At 45.6% G+C, this 14,694-nt stretch carries 12 protein-coding genes; 4 read left to right on the forward strand and 8 right to left on the reverse strand.

Annotated elements, in window-relative coordinates; genetic code table 11:
* Genes plsX through yceD form a run of 3 tightly spaced genes read right to left on the reverse strand, consistent with a single transcriptional unit; the run spans position 1 to position 1,761 of the window.
* Positions 1-1,026: a phosphate acyltransferase PlsX gene (plsX, locus tag INR79_RS12475; protein ID WP_223094497.1), complete on the reverse strand. Its 1,026-nt coding sequence runs from the start codon at positions 1,024-1,026 to the stop codon at positions 1-3.
* Between the two features lie 9 nt (positions 1,027-1,035).
* Positions 1,036-1,206 carry a 50S ribosomal protein L32 gene (rpmF, locus tag INR79_RS12480; RefSeq protein ID WP_004406120.1) on the reverse strand — a complete coding sequence of 57 codons (171 nt, stop codon included), beginning with the start codon at positions 1,204-1,206 and terminating at the stop codon, positions 1,036-1,038.
* A 30-nt stretch (positions 1,207-1,236) separates the two neighbouring features.
* Positions 1,237-1,761, reverse strand: coding sequence for a 23S rRNA accumulation protein YceD (gene yceD, locus INR79_RS12485; protein WP_004406121.1), 525 nt, complete (start codon positions 1,759-1,761; stop codon positions 1,237-1,239).
* A gap of 138 nt (positions 1,762-1,899) precedes the next feature.
* On the opposite strand from yceD, the gene INR79_RS12490 reads away from it, so the two are divergent.
* On the forward strand, positions 1,900-2,481 hold the full coding sequence (locus INR79_RS12490; protein ID WP_223094499.1) for a Maf family protein: 582 nt from the start codon (positions 1,900-1,902) through the stop codon (positions 2,479-2,481).
* A 71-nt stretch (positions 2,482-2,552) separates the two neighbouring features.
* On the opposite strand, the gene rluC is transcribed toward INR79_RS12490, so the two are convergent.
* The gene (gene rluC / locus INR79_RS12495; RefSeq protein ID WP_004406126.1) at positions 2,553-3,503 is read right to left on the reverse strand and encodes a 23S rRNA pseudouridine(955/2504/2580) synthase RluC; all 951 of its coding nucleotides are present in this window, start codon (positions 3,501-3,503) and stop codon (positions 2,553-2,555) included.
* Between the two features lie 773 nt (positions 3,504-4,276).
* Here rluC and rne point away from each other — a divergent pair.
* A complete protein-coding gene (gene rne / locus INR79_RS12500) occupies positions 4,277-7,252 on the forward strand; it encodes a ribonuclease E (protein WP_223094501.1) in 2,976 nt (991 codons plus the stop codon).
* A gap of 296 nt (positions 7,253-7,548) precedes the next feature.
* On the forward strand, positions 7,549-9,108 hold the full coding sequence (locus INR79_RS12505; RefSeq protein ID WP_223094503.1) for a SulP family inorganic anion transporter: 1,560 nt from the start codon (positions 7,549-7,551) through the stop codon (positions 9,106-9,108).
* A 41-nt stretch (positions 9,109-9,149) separates the two neighbouring features.
* Here the strand turns inward: INR79_RS12505 and INR79_RS12510 are convergent, their stop codons facing one another.
* Together INR79_RS12510 and INR79_RS12515 are read right to left on the reverse strand one after the other, a co-directional pair.
* The gene (locus INR79_RS12510) at positions 9,150-9,746 is read right to left on the reverse strand and encodes a DUF1287 domain-containing protein (protein WP_022607283.1); all 597 of its coding nucleotides are present in this window, start codon (positions 9,744-9,746) and stop codon (positions 9,150-9,152) included.
* Between the two features lie 116 nt (positions 9,747-9,862).
* Positions 9,863-10,318 carry a low molecular weight protein-tyrosine-phosphatase gene (locus INR79_RS12515; protein ID WP_038143796.1) on the reverse strand — a complete coding sequence of 152 codons (456 nt, stop codon included), beginning with the start codon at positions 10,316-10,318 and terminating at the stop codon, positions 9,863-9,865.
* 99 nt (positions 10,319-10,417) lie between these two features.
* Between INR79_RS12515 and cobO the strand changes: the two genes are divergently transcribed.
* Complete coding sequence (cobO, locus tag INR79_RS12520) at positions 10,418-11,023, forward strand: cob(I)yrinic acid a,c-diamide adenosyltransferase (RefSeq protein ID WP_004406141.1); 606 nt, start codon at positions 10,418-10,420, stop codon at positions 11,021-11,023.
* An 83-nt stretch (positions 11,024-11,106) separates the two neighbouring features.
* Here the strand turns inward: cobO and INR79_RS12525 are convergent, their stop codons facing one another.
* Together INR79_RS12525 and INR79_RS12530 are read right to left on the reverse strand one after the other, a co-directional pair.
* Positions 11,107-12,063, reverse strand: a complete 957-nt coding sequence (locus INR79_RS12525) for a nucleoside hydrolase (RefSeq protein WP_223094505.1) — start codon at positions 12,061-12,063, stop codon at positions 11,107-11,109.
* 206 nt (positions 12,064-12,269) lie between these two features.
* Positions 12,270-14,603 carry an AsmA family protein gene (locus INR79_RS12530; RefSeq protein ID WP_262415349.1) on the reverse strand — a complete coding sequence of 778 codons (2,334 nt, stop codon included), beginning with the start codon at positions 14,601-14,603 and terminating at the stop codon, positions 12,270-12,272.
* Between the last annotated feature and the right edge of the window lie 91 nt (positions 14,604-14,694).

Below are 14,694 nucleotides of genomic sequence, written 5' to 3' on the forward strand. Positions count from 1 at the left end.
CTAATAATGCCTCTCGAGTAAAACCGCTTCCAAACGATCGCTAATCCGGCTGGGAACCTGTCGTTTGACCTCGTGTACTGCTTCGCCAATCGCGTTGACGACTGCAGATACGTCAGCACTTCCATGACTTTTAATGACAATGCCGCGCAATCCTAACAAACTTGCGCCGTTATACTGGTCGGGGTTCAGTTTTTTTAGCTCATCCATTAGCCCACTGAACAATTTTCTTGCAATCCAGGCTTTTATACCCGAATTTCCAAGCTGGCTTTTCAACTTATCTATAAAAAGATGAGCAACCCCTTCCGTTGTTTTGAGACAAACATTGCCGACAAATCCATCGCATACGACCACATCGGCTGAATCATGCAATAACTGATCCCCTTCTACGTAACCTACGTAGTCCACCGCTTCGGTCTCGGAAAGTAATTCGGAGCAGCGTTTTACCAGATCATTGCCTTTGATGTCTTCTTCACCGATGTTCAGAATCGCCACTTTGGGTGTACGAGCCAAGTGCTGTTCAGCGAGTGCACTGCCCATAACTGCAAACTGGAATAAAGTATCGGCATCGCACGATACATTCGCCCCCAAATCCAGCATCCAGGTTTTGTTGCCATTGGCTGTGGGTAATGCGGAGACCAGCGCAGGTCTTTCTATTCCAGGTAACAGTTTTAAACGAAAACGCGACAACGCCATCAGCGCTCCCGTATTTCCGCCACTTACACATGCATCCGCAGATTCATCGGCAACAGAATCTATCGCCAGTTTCATCGAACTGCCATTACTGTTACGCAAAGCCTGAGACGGACGCTCGGTATTGGAGATGGTACGATCGCTGTGTTTGATACTTAAGCGTGAATTTGGGATATACCCAATTCGGGAAAGTTGAGATGTGATCAGATCGCGATCACCAATTAAGATCACTTTTAGCTCTGGGAAATGCGACAATGCCTGCACGGCGGCAGGCACTGTTACGCGGGGACCGAAATCCCCGCCCATTGCATCAAGTGCAACGGTAATAGTTTGCAAAGGTCAACCTTACTTGTTGATAACCTTTTTGCCACGGTAGTAACCGTCAGCAGTCACGTTGTGACGTAGGTGAGTTTCACCTGAAGTTGCGTCTACAGATAGTGCACTAGAAGTTAGCGCATCGTGTGAACGACGCATGCCACGCATTGAACGTGATTTCTTGCTCTTTTGTACGGCCATTGACCCTACTCCTATGTTATTACTTAAAAATTAACGTTTTAAGTCTTTTAAAACATCAAATGGGTTCGGTTTCTCTTCCACCACTTCTTCGGGGATTTCGCCAAACACCAAATTGTCTGAATTAACGCTACAATCCGCTTCATCGTGCATTGGAACTTGAGGCAAAGATAAGATGAACTCGTCTTCAACCAGTTGTATGAGGTCGACTTCACCGTACTCGTTTAGATCTACCAAATCGTACTCTTCCGGTGCATCCTCTTCACTTTTCTCACTGTAATAAGGAGTATAAGTAAATTGGACTTCGCACTCATGTGCGAAAACTTCATTACAACGTTGACACTCTAAATCGATTTCGACGTTAGCTTTACCAGAGATAACGACTAATCGCTGTTCATCATGCCCAAAGGACAATGAGACTTCTGCGTCACGTTTTACGCCTTCGGCTGTATCAGTTAAGCGTTTGAAAAGGCTAGTTTGGATGATGCCATCGTAGTCTAATCTTTTCTGAGCCGCTTTCGCCGGGTCAACCGTTCGCGGTATTTTTACCTTTTGCATAGGGCGCGAATATTATCGTCCAAATCCTCTTGAGTCAAAGAAAAAGGTAAAAAACTTGAGTTTTTTTCCTTACGATTAGGATAAGCGATAAAACTTGGTTTATTCTGCCACAAACCCGTAATTATTCTGACGAAAACCATGACTTCACGCATTTTGATTTTGGCATCCACCTCCCCTTTCAGGCGCGCTATTTTAGACAAGCTTTGTGTACCCTTTGAAGTCGCATCACCAAGTTGCGATGAAACGCCTTTAGAGAACGAATCGCCTGAAGATCTTGTTCTACGGTTAGCCGAACTGAAAGCACGCTCTTGTTCAGTAGAATCGGACGCTCTGGTCATTGGTTCGGATCAGATCTGTGTGATCGACGGAAAGATCGTCGGTAAACCTCACACCCGAGAAAATGCGATAAAGCAGCTGACTTCACAAAGCGGTAAAGCCATCACTTTTTACACTGGAGTTGCTCTTTATAACTCTCAAACGGATCAGTGTGATGTAGAGATAGATACCTTTAAAGTTCACTTTCGCGAGCTTTCTGCATCAATGATAGAAAATTATGTAGATAAGGAAGCGCCATTATATTGTGCAGGCAGCTTTAAAAGTGAAGGTTTGGGGATTGCACTGTTTGAACGCCTGGAAGGAATAGACCCAAACACATTAGTTGGTCTTCCGCTCATCACGCTTATTTCAATGCTAGAGAAACAAGGCTTTAAAGTCATCTAGCCGTCAAACTAGAAAGACCGCGATTCATGCGGTCTTATTTATATCTACTTTATATTTGTGCGATTGGACAGTTAGCTTTTAAGCTTTCGAAGCCCAGCTAACACTTTTTCGAGCTTATCTCCCATCGGGGCAGAAATATCGACCTTATCTCCACTCCCAGGGTGCTCAAACTTGATGTTTGCTGCATGCAAAAACAGACGGTTTAAACCAACTTTTGCTGTATAAGCATCGAAACGAGGATCGCCATACCTGTCATCCCAGCCAATCGGATGCCCTGTATATTGCGTATGCACGCGAATTTGGTGGGTTCGACCCGTAATCGGGCTTGCCTGAATCAGGGTTGCTTGCTCAAACTTTTCCAGCACTTTGAAGCGTGTTTCCGAAGGTTTGCCTTTCGGGTTTACCCGAACAATGCTGTTGACTTCATTTTTCAGAAGCGGAGCATTCACGACTCGGCAACTGCTTTTCCACTGCCCCATCACTAGCGCAAAGTAATACTTCTGAACCGTTTTCTCTCTAAACTGAGCCTGCAGATGACGCAGCGCCGAACGTTTCTTCGCCACCAGCAAAATGCCAGATGTATCACGGTCAATTCGGTGAACCAACTCCAGAAAACGAGCATCTGGTCTCAAAGCCCGAAGAGCTTCAATCGCACCAAATTTCAAACCGCTGCCACCATGCACAGCAATACCAGACGGCTTATTCAGGATCAGCATATGATCATCTTCGAAAATGATGTGCTGCTCTAGCTCCGCAACTTTGTTTAGCTTAGTGCTCACAGGGGCTGCTTCTGGTTCTGCTGATGTTTTAACAGGTGGAATTCGAACAGTATCACCAGCCTGGAGCTTATATTCTGCTTTGATTCTTTTTTTATTCACGCGCACTTCGCCTTTACGCAAAATGCGATAAATCATGCTTTTAGGGATATTTTTAAGCTGATTGCGCAAAAAGTTATCAATTCTTTGCCCAGCCATGTCGTCGTCGATATCGACGAACTGTACGGAAGTTTTGATTTCGTTCATGACGCGCATTCTAACATTTTCAATCTTTGAAGCTAGATAAAATGAGCGCTAGCGGAGAAGCGAACGACCATTTGGGCAAAAAGCAAAAACTTAGAAAATTGTGCAGTGAAAAAAGTTGTGAATAACTGGTGGGCGAATAAATATACAATTCATTGAGTTTTACTAATTTAACCATTAATAACAGTGAATTACTGAACAGTTAAACTATTCATCTCTCATTTTTTTGATGCTTTCTATGAATCCTGATTGCCCACTTTTCTTTGCACTGCTATAGTTCAGTGCTGCAATGGTCGAATTGATTACATTTTGTACTCAAACCGATAAACAGAGCTGTGTTAGGTCAGTTGCGCAGATAACTTTTCCAAGAAACAAGCGTGAATTACATTTTACCGGCAATTCCGGGATCAACTTTTCCGCTATTGGATCTTTTCAAACCGCAACCTTTACCCATTCTCTGTTTCCTTGGTAGCAGAATCCATGAGCAATCAGCAATAAAGAGTAGATCGCTTCTCAGCTTCTATGCAGCAGTCGGCGTCAGACATAGAAATGGAAGTGTCACTTGTCGTTCTACTCTCTTTATTTGTGTTGAGTTATGACTGCCAAATTCGGCAGGTCACACTTTTTAATTAGGTGTGGCAACTGAAGTGTCCGAGAGCATCCCTTCCAGCCGTGAGGTTGCATCGTAAAACCATGGGATCAGACACCACAAGCAAAGTGCTAAACGACAAGCTGAAAAATGAAAACAAAGAAAAAGACAACGAGATTTTTTTACAATGAAAAGAATGTTAATCAACGCAACTCAAAAAGAAGAGTTGCGTGTCGCTTTGGTCGACGGACAGCGACTTTTTGATCTAGATATCGAGAGTCCTGGTCACGAATCCAAAAAAGCGAATATCTACAAAGGACGTATCACTCGAATCGAACCTAGCCTTGAAGCTGCATTTGTAGACTACGGTGCCGAGAGACACGGTTTCCTCCCTCTTAAAGAAATTGCCAAAGATTACTTTCCTGAAGGTTATACCTACCAAGGTCGTCCTAGCATCAAAGAAGTGCTACAAGAAGGCCAAGAAGTTATTGTTCAAGTAGAGAAAGAAGAACGCGGCAGCAAAGGCGCTGCGCTGACTACTTTCATTTCTCTTGCTGGTAGTTACCTGGTTCTTATGCCTAACAACCCTCGTGCTGGCGGTATTTCACGCCGTATCGAAGGTGATGAGCGTACACAACTGAAAGCGGCGTTAAGCACTCTTGAATTGCCTCAGGGCATGGGCTTGATCGTACGTACAGCTGGTGTAGGCAAAAGTGCTGAAGAGCTAGAGTGGGACTTAAACGTTCTGCTTAATCACTGGAGCGCAATTAAAGAAGCGTCTGATGCCAATGCAGCCCCTTTCCTGATTCATCAGGAAAGTAACGTCATCGTACGTGCAATTCGTGACTACTTGCGTCGCGACATTGGTGAAATCCTGATTGATAGCAACACCATTTATGAGCGTGCTAAACAGCACATTCAATTGGTTCGCCCGGACTTCATTAATCGAGTTAAGAAGTACGACGGTGAAGTGCCGCTATTTAGTCACTACCAAATCGAAAGCCAAATCGAATCAGCATTCCAGCGCGAAGTTCGCCTTCCGTCTGGTGGTTCTATTGTAATCGACCCGACAGAAGCACTGACGTCTATCGACATCAACTCAGCGCGTGCTACTAAGGGTGGTGACATCGAAGAGACCGCGCTAAACACCAACCTAGAAGCAGCCGATGAAATTGCCCGTCAACTTCGTCTACGCGACCTAGGTGGTCTGGTTGTTATCGACTTTATCGATATGACGCCTGTTCGTCATCAGCGTGAAGTTGAAAACCGTCTGCGTGAAGCCGTTCGTTTAGACCGTGCCCGCGTTCAGATTGGTCGTATCTCTCGCTTCGGTCTTCTGGAGATGTCTCGTCAGCGCTTGAGCCCTTCTCTGGCAGAAGCAAGCCATCACATTTGTCCTCGCTGTTCTGGTACAGGTGTGGTTCGTGATAATGAATCACTGGCTCTGTCTGTTCTTCGTCTGATTGAAGAAGAAGCACTAAAAGACAACACATCCCAAGTACTGGCTGTTGTTCCTGTTGCTATTGCTTCCTACCTTCTTAACGAAAAACGTCGCTCGGTGAACCACATCGAGAAACATCAGGAAGTGAAGATCACGGTTGTTCCTAACTCAGATATGGAAACGCCGCACTTCGAAGTAATTCGTGTTCGTGATGGTGAAGAGCAAGATCTGCTTTCCTACTTGGTTCCAAAGAAACTGGAAGCGATGAAAGAAGCAGAAGCGAAAGAATCTGAAGAGCCTTCTCTGAAGCCTAAGAAGATTGAAGAGCCTGCTCTGAAAGGGTTTGCTGCACCGGCGCAATCTGCTCCGGCACCGAAACCAGCACCTGCTAAAAAGCCTGAAGTGAAGAAAGAAGAAGATGCTCAACCAGGATTGTTTGGTCGCATTTTCAAAGCTCTGGGTAGCTTCCTGTTTGGCTCTGATGAAGAAGAGCAGAAACAAGAAGAGAAGAAAGAAGAAAGAACGGATAATCGCCGTGGCAACCGCCAGCGTCGTGATCGCAAAGACCAGCGTGAAAACCGCCGTCGTAACTCTCGTGATAACAAAAACCGTAATCGTCGCCGCGATCGAGATCAGGAAGCTGAGGTATCTGAAAACGATACTAAGAAAGCTGCAGATTCTCGTAAGCAAAACCGCAAACCTCGTAACGAGAAACGCACCAAAGACGAGAACAAAAACTCTAAACTAGCGAAAGAAGGTCAGCAGCTAGCCGCTGATGCTCAAGCAACCGCTAAACCAGAGAGAAAAGAGAAGAAAGCGGAACAGGTTAAAGAACGTCGTCAGCGTCGTAATCTTAAGAAACAAGTTCGCGTTAAAGACCAGAAAGCGGCAGAAGAAGCTAACACCGAACAGCAACTAAAACAGGCTGCAGAAGTGGAAGCGAAGAAGCCGGAAACAGCAGGTGAAGAAGAGGAAACCAAGCAACGTCGTAACCGTCGTTCACCTCGTCATTTGCGTGCAAGTGGTCAGCGTCGCCGCCGTGGTCGCGATCGCAAGCCGAACCCATTCCGTCTACGTAAAGGTGGTGTAGCGTCACCTGAGATGGCGATGGGTAAAGTCATGCCTAGATACGATCTTGCTAAGCCAAAACGTCGTAAAGACGACAAGGTTGAGAAGAAAGTTGAACTGGCAGCACCAGTACATGGTGGTTACGCATTCCCAGAAATGGCAATGGGCAAAGTGATCATTCGTCGTGAAGAGGTTGCAGTTGAAGAAAAACCAGTAGCAGCTGTTCAAGCACCTGTGGTTGAAGCAACTCCTGTTCAGAATGATGTTGTTGTAGCGGCAGATAAACCTGAACAAGAAGCAGTATCAGCGACTGAAACTGTAGCACCAGCAGTTGAAACAAAAGCGGAGCCAGAAGCACTGATAGATGCGCCTGTGGATACGAATACTGTTGTAGAAACTGAACCAGCACCAGCACCTGAAGTTAAAGCTTCTTTAGCCGAAGAGTCTGCAGAGCCGATTAAGGTGAAAGTCGCGCATCAGGTGAAGTCTCACGTTTCAGCGCCAATGGCAAGTGCGCCAGGTAGCACTGAGATGCGTGAAATTCAGGTCGTTGCTGCACCTTTCCGTACAGAACGCTTCCAGCCAATTGGAGCCGGAGCCGTTTCTGCGAAAAACCGCGCGTCTGCTGAAATGGCAAAGCCTGATTTCAGCTAATCTGAACCAGAAACGAAAACGGGTCGCAAACGCGACCCGTTTTTTTCTTTGCAATATTTAAAGGCTATTCTAGGATTCTGGTGTCTGTTCACCTAAACCAGTAAATAAGGTGTCTCGATAGAGAGCGTTATTCACGAAGTCTATTGATTAGTTTGGTATCAATATTGAACTTCATCACGCTTTTCTGTAGGATTCGCCGACTCAAGTGTCGATTATTGAGCTGCTCTTTTAAACAACCTGTTACTCAGCCCCAATAGTCGGAAGTATGTATTTTTAAGCTAATTGACTGAGCTAACATGTTCGAATTTCCACAATTTTCCAAGCACTCCGTAAAAAATGACGTGCTTTCTGGTTTGACCGTAGCGCTAGCACTGGTACCAGAAGCGGTTGCATTTGCTTTTGTCGCTGGTGTCGACCCTATGGTCGGTCTTTACGCCGCATTCATTGTTGGTCTGATTACCTCTGTGTTCGGCGGTCGTCCAGGCATGATCTCTGGTGCAACTGGTGCAATGGCCGTTGTTATGACCAGCCTGGTTATTTCTCACGGAATCCAGTATTTATTTGCCGCTATCTTGTTAGCGGGTATCCTGCAGATCGCAGCGGGTATCTTCAAGTTAGGTAAGTTCATCCGCATGGTGCCACATCCGGTAATGATTGGCTTTGTAAACGGTTTGGCGATTGTCATTTTCCTGGCACAGTTAGGTCAGTTCAAAGCACCAGACATCGACGGAATGCTAACCTGGCTACCTTCAGACCAGATGTTCCTGATGCTTGGTCTGGTTGCTCTGACTATGGCTATCATCCACTTCTTGCCAAAATTCACCACGGCAGTGCCTTCTTCTCTGGTCGCTATCGTCACGGTGACTGGTTTGGTTGTTGGCTTGGATCTGGAAACGCGCACCGTTGTCGATTTCCTTCGTACTATGTCTGGCGATGAAGCGGCAACGCTGGCTGGTTCATTGCCAACTTTCTCCGTGCCTAGCGTGCCTCTTTCTTTGGAAACACTTCAGGTTATCTTGCCTTACGCCATTATTCTTGCAGCAATTGGCTTGATCGAATCACTACTGACTCTGACCGTTCTGGATGAGATGACAAATACCCGTGGTCAGTCAAACCGTGAATGTGTCGGTCAAGGCATGGCTAACGTTACTTGTTCTATGTTTGGTGCTATGGGTGGCTGTGCGATGATTGGTCAGTCTATGATCAACGTAAACTCAGGCGGTCGTGGTCGTCTGTCGGGTATCGTTGCTGCACTGGCACTTCTGTTCTTCATCCTGTTTGCATCTGACCTTATCGAAATGATTCCGCTGGCAGCATTGGTTGGTGTGATGTTCATGGTGGTTATTGGTACATTCGAATGGGCAACGTTCAAGCTTGCGCGCCGTGTACCTAAGCAGGACTTCTTTGTCATTGTGTTGGTCACCGTGGTAACGGTGCTTACTGACCTCGCAGTTGCGGTTGCGGTAGGTGTGATTGCTTCGGCTCTGATGTTTGCATGGGAACACGCAAAACACATTTACGCGACAAGCAAAATCACCGAAGAAGGTTCAAAGGAATACCACATCAACGGTCCTATCTTCTTTGGTTCAGCAGCGAATTTCCTTGAGCTTTTCGACGCTAAAAATGACCCTGAAGATGTCATTGTGGACTTTGCAGATTCTCGCGTTGCAGACCACTCCGCAATCGAAGCGATCGAAACACTGGCAGAGCGTTATGCCGCAGCAGGTAAAACTCTGCATCTTCGTCACTTGAGCCAGGATTGTAGAGCGCTACTGGATAAAGCAGGAAGCTTGGTTGAAATCAACGTGAAGGAAGATCCAAGCTATAAAGTTGCCACTGATGTGCTAGCTGGCTAATTCAGTTGAGAAAAAAAACCGACGCCATCGCGTCGGTTTTTTTATTTCTGAGGGAAGTATCGGTAGTGGCCTGTTATTTGATAATCAAACAACATGTCATCCATCTTGGGACCAAAGCCAATATTGTGAACGATTAACGGTCTCTCCCCATCTTCAGAACGCTGATCAACCACAATGCCAATATGAGGCAAGTTACCGGGAAGCATCCAAGTTACAATGTCGCCAGGTTTATAGTTGGTGCCCTTCTGAGAAACCCTCAGGCTTTCTCCATGACGTTTAAAGTAAGCCTGCAAATTAGGCACGCGTCGGTGGTCTATGTTTTTGTCTGGACGACTTAAACCCCAGATTCGTTTAGATGGGTACTGATCAAAATGGGCTTTGATATCTTCATGCACCCTTTTTTGTAAATCGATATCTAAAGTCCGATAGCTTCGAATAATGACGTCTGTACACACTCCTTTGTTAGGAGCCACATCCCCATTGGGATATGGAATACTCACATAGCTGCCGTCGTAGATAACAAAATGTTCTGTACGCTCCATAGCAGCGTCAACCAGTTCATCTGGGGAAGCACTGTATGCTTCACTACTTAACGCCGCGCAGCACGCCAATAGCCCCGCTTTAAATATTCTTGTCAATGCCAGTCCGTCGTTGTGATTTCATGCACAAGCATAACCCGAGCACCTCCGGCTGTGTGCCAGCGACAAGTAAAATGAGAGTGACCGCAAATCAAAGTAACGTCATCTTGATGGGTCTAAGATGCAATCTCTTTCAGCAGTACATCACTGGCTTCTTCAATCAAATCGATAACAAGTTCAAATCCTTGCTCACCACCGTAGTAAGGATCCGGTATTTCATCATAGCCACTCTGCCCATAGCTTAAGAACAGCTTGAGCTTATGATGGTATTGTTGTGGGCAGATGTCTTCCAAATCCGATAAGTTGGAATGATCCGCTGCGAGAATAAGGTCGAATTCCTCAAAATCGCTTTGTTCGACTTTCCTTGAGCGGATCCCCTGAAAAGAATAGCCTCTTCTTTTTCCAGCCTGCATGGAACGACTGTCTGGATTTTCACCAATGTGGTATCCAGCTGTACCCGCGGAGTCTACCTGTAAATCAACCCCTGATTGCTTCGCCTTTGCTCTTAGAATCGCTTCTCCGGTTGGTGATCGGCAGATGTTACCTAAACACACCACCAGAACTTTAGAAATCTTTGCTTTCACCTGTTTTCCTTATGGTTTTTCCACCGACTTTGTTAGGCTATTATACCCAGGTCGCTTCAACCAGAACCAGTAAGAAAGGGATGCTCCATGTCGGCAGAAGAAAGAAAAGATGAAAGATACAAAGCACGTCAACAAAGAGTTAAAGAACAAGTTGATGAACGCATTGCCGCCGCCCAAGATGTAAAAGGAATATTGCTGGTTATTACCGGAAACGGTAAAGGAAAATCAACATCGGGCTTTGGTACAATTTGCCGAGCAGTCGGACATGGCTTGAACTGCGCAGTGGCTCAGTTTATCAAGGGAACGTGGGACAACGGTGAGCGTAACCTGCTTGAAAAGCTTGGAGTAGAGTTCCAGGTAATGGGCACTGGATTCACATGGGAAACGCAGAATCGCCAAAAAGACACCGATGCAGCACAGAAGATTTGGCAGGAATGCAAACGCATGCTGCAAGATGAATCTATCGACGTTGTCTTATTCGACGAAATTACCTACATGGTGAACTACGGCTACATTGAGTTAGAAGAAGTACTGGAAGCACTCAAGAATCGCCCATTCATGCAATCGGTCGTTATTACTGGTCGCGGTGCACACCGTGAACTGACTGAGCTTGCCGATACAGTTTCTGAAGTCCGTAATGTCAAACACGCTTTTGAAAACGGTGTAAAAGCACTGAAAGGCGTGGACTGGTAATTACTCGCATTCATCTATGAGTACTAAATTTCAAAGGGCTGAATATAAGATTCAGCCCTTTTCTCTTCTTACAAATTCTGCGATTACGAAAATTTCTTACTGTAAGTGACGACGTTGTCTCTGTAGTCATTGAGTAAAGCTTCTGTATTCACTCTGACTGCCACTTTCTGCTGTACTTTTCCTTTCGCAGCATCTCCTGTCACTAAAGTCGTCATGCCTTGTTTTTCTCCTTCAGTCGTTACTTCAATTGCCCCGACTTCAAATTCAAACAGTTCAGGTTTGACTACACAGGCAATGGCAGAAGGATCGTGAACATGGCAACCGTTGTACCCAATGATCGATGAGTAAAATTTAAGGTAGAAACGACTCACATCCCAGATAAAATCACCTACAGAACCAGCATTTTCCCTTAAATTCGCAAAGTACGGATCGTCAAATACGCTGGATTCAGTCACATCCAGACCAATCACCGAAATCGACCAAGGTGCCGAAAACACCTGCTGAGCGGCATGCGGGTCATCATGAACGTTTGCTTCTGCATAAGGAGTGACATTTCCACGACGGTTGTTTAAACCAAACGCGCCCCCCATGATGATTACCTCTTTCACCAAAGAAGTGATGCTTTCGTCTTTCTCCAGCGCTAACGCTAAATTGGTAAGAGGTCCCACTGCCACCAGCGTAATCTCTCCTGGATACGCTTTTAGCGTATCAATGATGTACTGGTGGGCAGGCTTGTCGCTTATGTCATTCACTTCAACACCCGATACATCGACATCACCTAATCCACTCTCTCCGTGTACCGCAGACGATGCTCCAACGGGTTCACGAACTAAAGGATTATCAGTGCCCTGCGCAATATCGCAGGTGAGTTGGAATTTATCTTTAAGATAGACGGCATTGCGTGTGCTGTTTTCGATTGTCGCATTGCCAAAAATGGTGGTAATACCAATAAGGTCAATATCTTCAAGAGCTTCGGCATACAGTAGCGCCATGGAATCGTCTATGCCTGGGTCGGTGTCTAATATGATTTTTGTTGCCATGTAATACACATCCTTATCTCAATTACATTGGGATAATAAACATTTCATTTCATATTTCTTGTGACTCAATTCACGACATAAAGGATATAAAGACCACCTTAATAAAAAGCGCACTGCCTTGCGAGACAGCGCGCTTTTTGTATCTGCAATAATATGTAAAAACTCAGTAACCGTATGCTAGCCTACCGGGTTTAGAGGCTATTTGTTTAGTTAAACAAGCCTTTCAACAACTTATCTGCAATGTCTTTAGTCTGATCTGGTTTCACTTTATCACCGAGCAGTTTTTGTAAACCTTTCTCAGCCTCTTTCTTGGCTTCTTGCTTTAATACATCATCAAAGACTAGCTTGTATTTGGGATCGGTCCACTTACCCGAAATCTGAACAGGAATGGTCACGTCTTTCAGGTCATCAATACTTTCGCCACCCTGACCTTTCAAAGAGCCGACAATCGACGTACGGATAACCATATCCACATCTTGTTTGATGTAGTTTGCATTACCCTTACCCGTAATACGAAGCAATGGTGACTGCATATTCAGATTGTCTGTAGTTACAACACCCTTATTTAGTTTAAGTGTGGCTGTCATTGCAGAGAAATCGGTTTTCTCTACCGTATCTGCAGCCGAAACATCCTGTCCTTTAAACCTTGCGTAGTGAGTGCGGATAAGGTGAGGTAAGTTCACCCCATATACTGCACCGTCTGCAAAGTTGATCTTAACTGTACCTTTCAAGTTTTCCTGAAGTGCAGTTGGTTTCAAGCTTTTACCCGTCAGAGCCAAATCGATGTTACCCGTTCCTTCCAGCAGGTCGGTTTCTGCAACATCGACCAACAATGGCTGAACTTTCACACCTTTGATTAAACCATTGACGCTGTATGTCGGTGTTGCTTTTCGAGCATCTAACTTAGCTTTGGTAGAGATACTGCCCTGATACAGGTTTGCGCTAAAGCGAGTAAGGTCAAAGACCCCATTTTTCAAAGTAAATTGAGTTGTGACTTTTTGCAGTTTGGCATTGTTGGCTTTGAACTTGTCAATCACCACCTTACCTTTAGCATTCACCAATTTCAGCGCACTTAAATCAGGCTCGACCTCAGGGGCTTTTGGCGCTTCTCCTGTCGGCGCGCTTCCACCGCCAGAACTTTGGCTGGTTTCCGCTTCTGCTTTTTGGTTTAGCCCCAAAAATGCATCCAAATCGATATTTGGGCTGTGTAAGTCAAAGTTCACTTGAGGCACTTCGGCAAGCACTACGCTGGCTTTCCCGTCCAGTGCAATGTCATTGGCTGTCAGCTTATTCAGAACCAGCGACAACGCGCTTTTCTTCACATCAAATGTAAGCCCGGCATCAAGGTTAACTGCCATTGGAGACTGAGGAAGTGCCTCACCTTTCAGGTTGTTCGCGAGCTTAATGCTTGCCACTTTAATTTTGCTGATGGCTTTATCGACCGTAATATTCAGTGAACCTTTCGAGTCAACAGCCAATCCAGCTAAGTCACCAAGCAACTCGTAAGACAGAGCATTTTGTTTATCAAAAGCAAAGGAGGCAAGGTCAAGACGTAGCTTCTCTACCTTGTTTCCAGGGTCGTTGAAAGAGGCATCCAACCCGAGTTTGCGGAGTTGGTAATCTTGAAAATCTTCAGAAAGGAAAAACTCTGTTCCACCTTTCGCCGCGAAGTTTTGTTGTTGATTCTTACCGCTCACGTCAAATTCGATGCTGTTCCACGCACCAAGCGCAAAGGCAGGCAGTGACAGTTTTGCCTTTGCATTCAGCCCTAATGATTTGTCATCGACGCTGGCATCAAGCGCAACTTCACGAAGTTCGTACTGCTTGAGATCTTGAGACAGTTTGAACTCGACCTGCCCTTCTGCTGCGAAGTTCTGCTGATTCTGGGCACCAGTGACATCAAAAGTCAGCTTGCTCCACTGACCGAATTCAAATTCGGTTAGCGATGCATTCGCATCACTTAGAGTTAAGAGCGTGCCCGCCTGTTTATCGGATACCGTCACTTTGGCGTTCGATATAGTGATACCAGCAACCAGAACTTCCCATTGCTCCAGAGCCGATGGTTGTTCACCCATTTCAGCAGGCGCTTCTTCGGCTGGTGCTTGAGTCGTATCTGTTGTTTCAGCCTGTTCTTTTGCTGAATTGGCTTTGGTCAGGCTATCCAGATTTGACGTGCCGTCTTTGAGTGTTTCGAGCGAGACTTCAGCACCATCAAGCAGGATATTGCCAATTACCAGTTGGTTGCTAAGTAGAGGAGTCACCTCAATGGCAAGCCCTACTTGCTCTACTTTCAATAGATTGGGGCTGGAGAAGCCTTCTGGGTTTCTCAGTTCTGTTTTACCAACACTGAACCCTAAACTTGGGAAAAATTGCCAGCTAATATCGCCTTCAATTGCGAGCATCATTCCGGTGTTTTTCTGCACCTGCTCGACAATCATAGGTTTAAACTGGTTGGGATTTACGAATAGAATCAGAGCTAACAAAGCAACGATCACCAGAGCGATGAGCGCGGCAATGGATAGAAGCAACTTCTTCATCATGGATTCCTTGAATCTGCGACTGTAGATATTCCTTCAAACATACAAAAGTGGCGCATAATGCGCCACTTTTTGTTATGAATTTTTGTCGATT

The organism is Vibrio sp. SCSIO 43132, assembly GCF_019904195.1.
Classification (GTDB): domain Bacteria; phylum Pseudomonadota; class Gammaproteobacteria; order Enterobacterales; family Vibrionaceae; genus Vibrio; species Vibrio nigripulchritudo.

Excerpts from the sequence above, each read along its gene's own strand:
- rpmF (WP_004406120.1), bottom strand. The coding sequence starts at position 1,206 with ATGGCCGTACAAAAGAGCAAGAAATCACGTTCAATGCGTGGCATGCGT.
- yceD (WP_004406121.1), bottom strand. The coding sequence starts at position 1,761 with ATGCAAAAGGTAAAAATACCGCGAACGGTTGACCCGGCGAAAGCGGCT.
- INR79_RS12490 (WP_223094499.1), top strand. The coding sequence starts at position 1,900 with ATGACTTCACGCATTTTGATTTTGGCATCCACCTCCCCTTTCAGGCGC.
- rluC (WP_004406126.1), bottom strand. The coding sequence starts at position 3,503 with ATGAACGAAATCAAAACTTCCGTACAGTTCGTCGATATCGACGACGAC.
- rne (WP_223094501.1), top strand. The coding sequence starts at position 4,277 with ATGAAAAGAATGTTAATCAACGCAACTCAAAAAGAAGAGTTGCGTGTC.
- INR79_RS12505 (WP_223094503.1), top strand. The coding sequence starts at position 7,549 with ATGTTCGAATTTCCACAATTTTCCAAGCACTCCGTAAAAAATGACGTG.
- cobO (WP_004406141.1), top strand. The coding sequence starts at position 10,418 with ATGTCGGCAGAAGAAAGAAAAGATGAAAGATACAAAGCACGTCAACAA.
- INR79_RS12525 (WP_223094505.1), bottom strand. The coding sequence starts at position 12,063 with ATGGCAACAAAAATCATATTAGACACCGACCCAGGCATAGACGATTCC.
- INR79_RS12530 (WP_262415349.1), bottom strand. The coding sequence starts at position 14,603 with ATGATGAAGAAGTTGCTTCTATCCATTGCCGCGCTCATCGCTCTGGTG.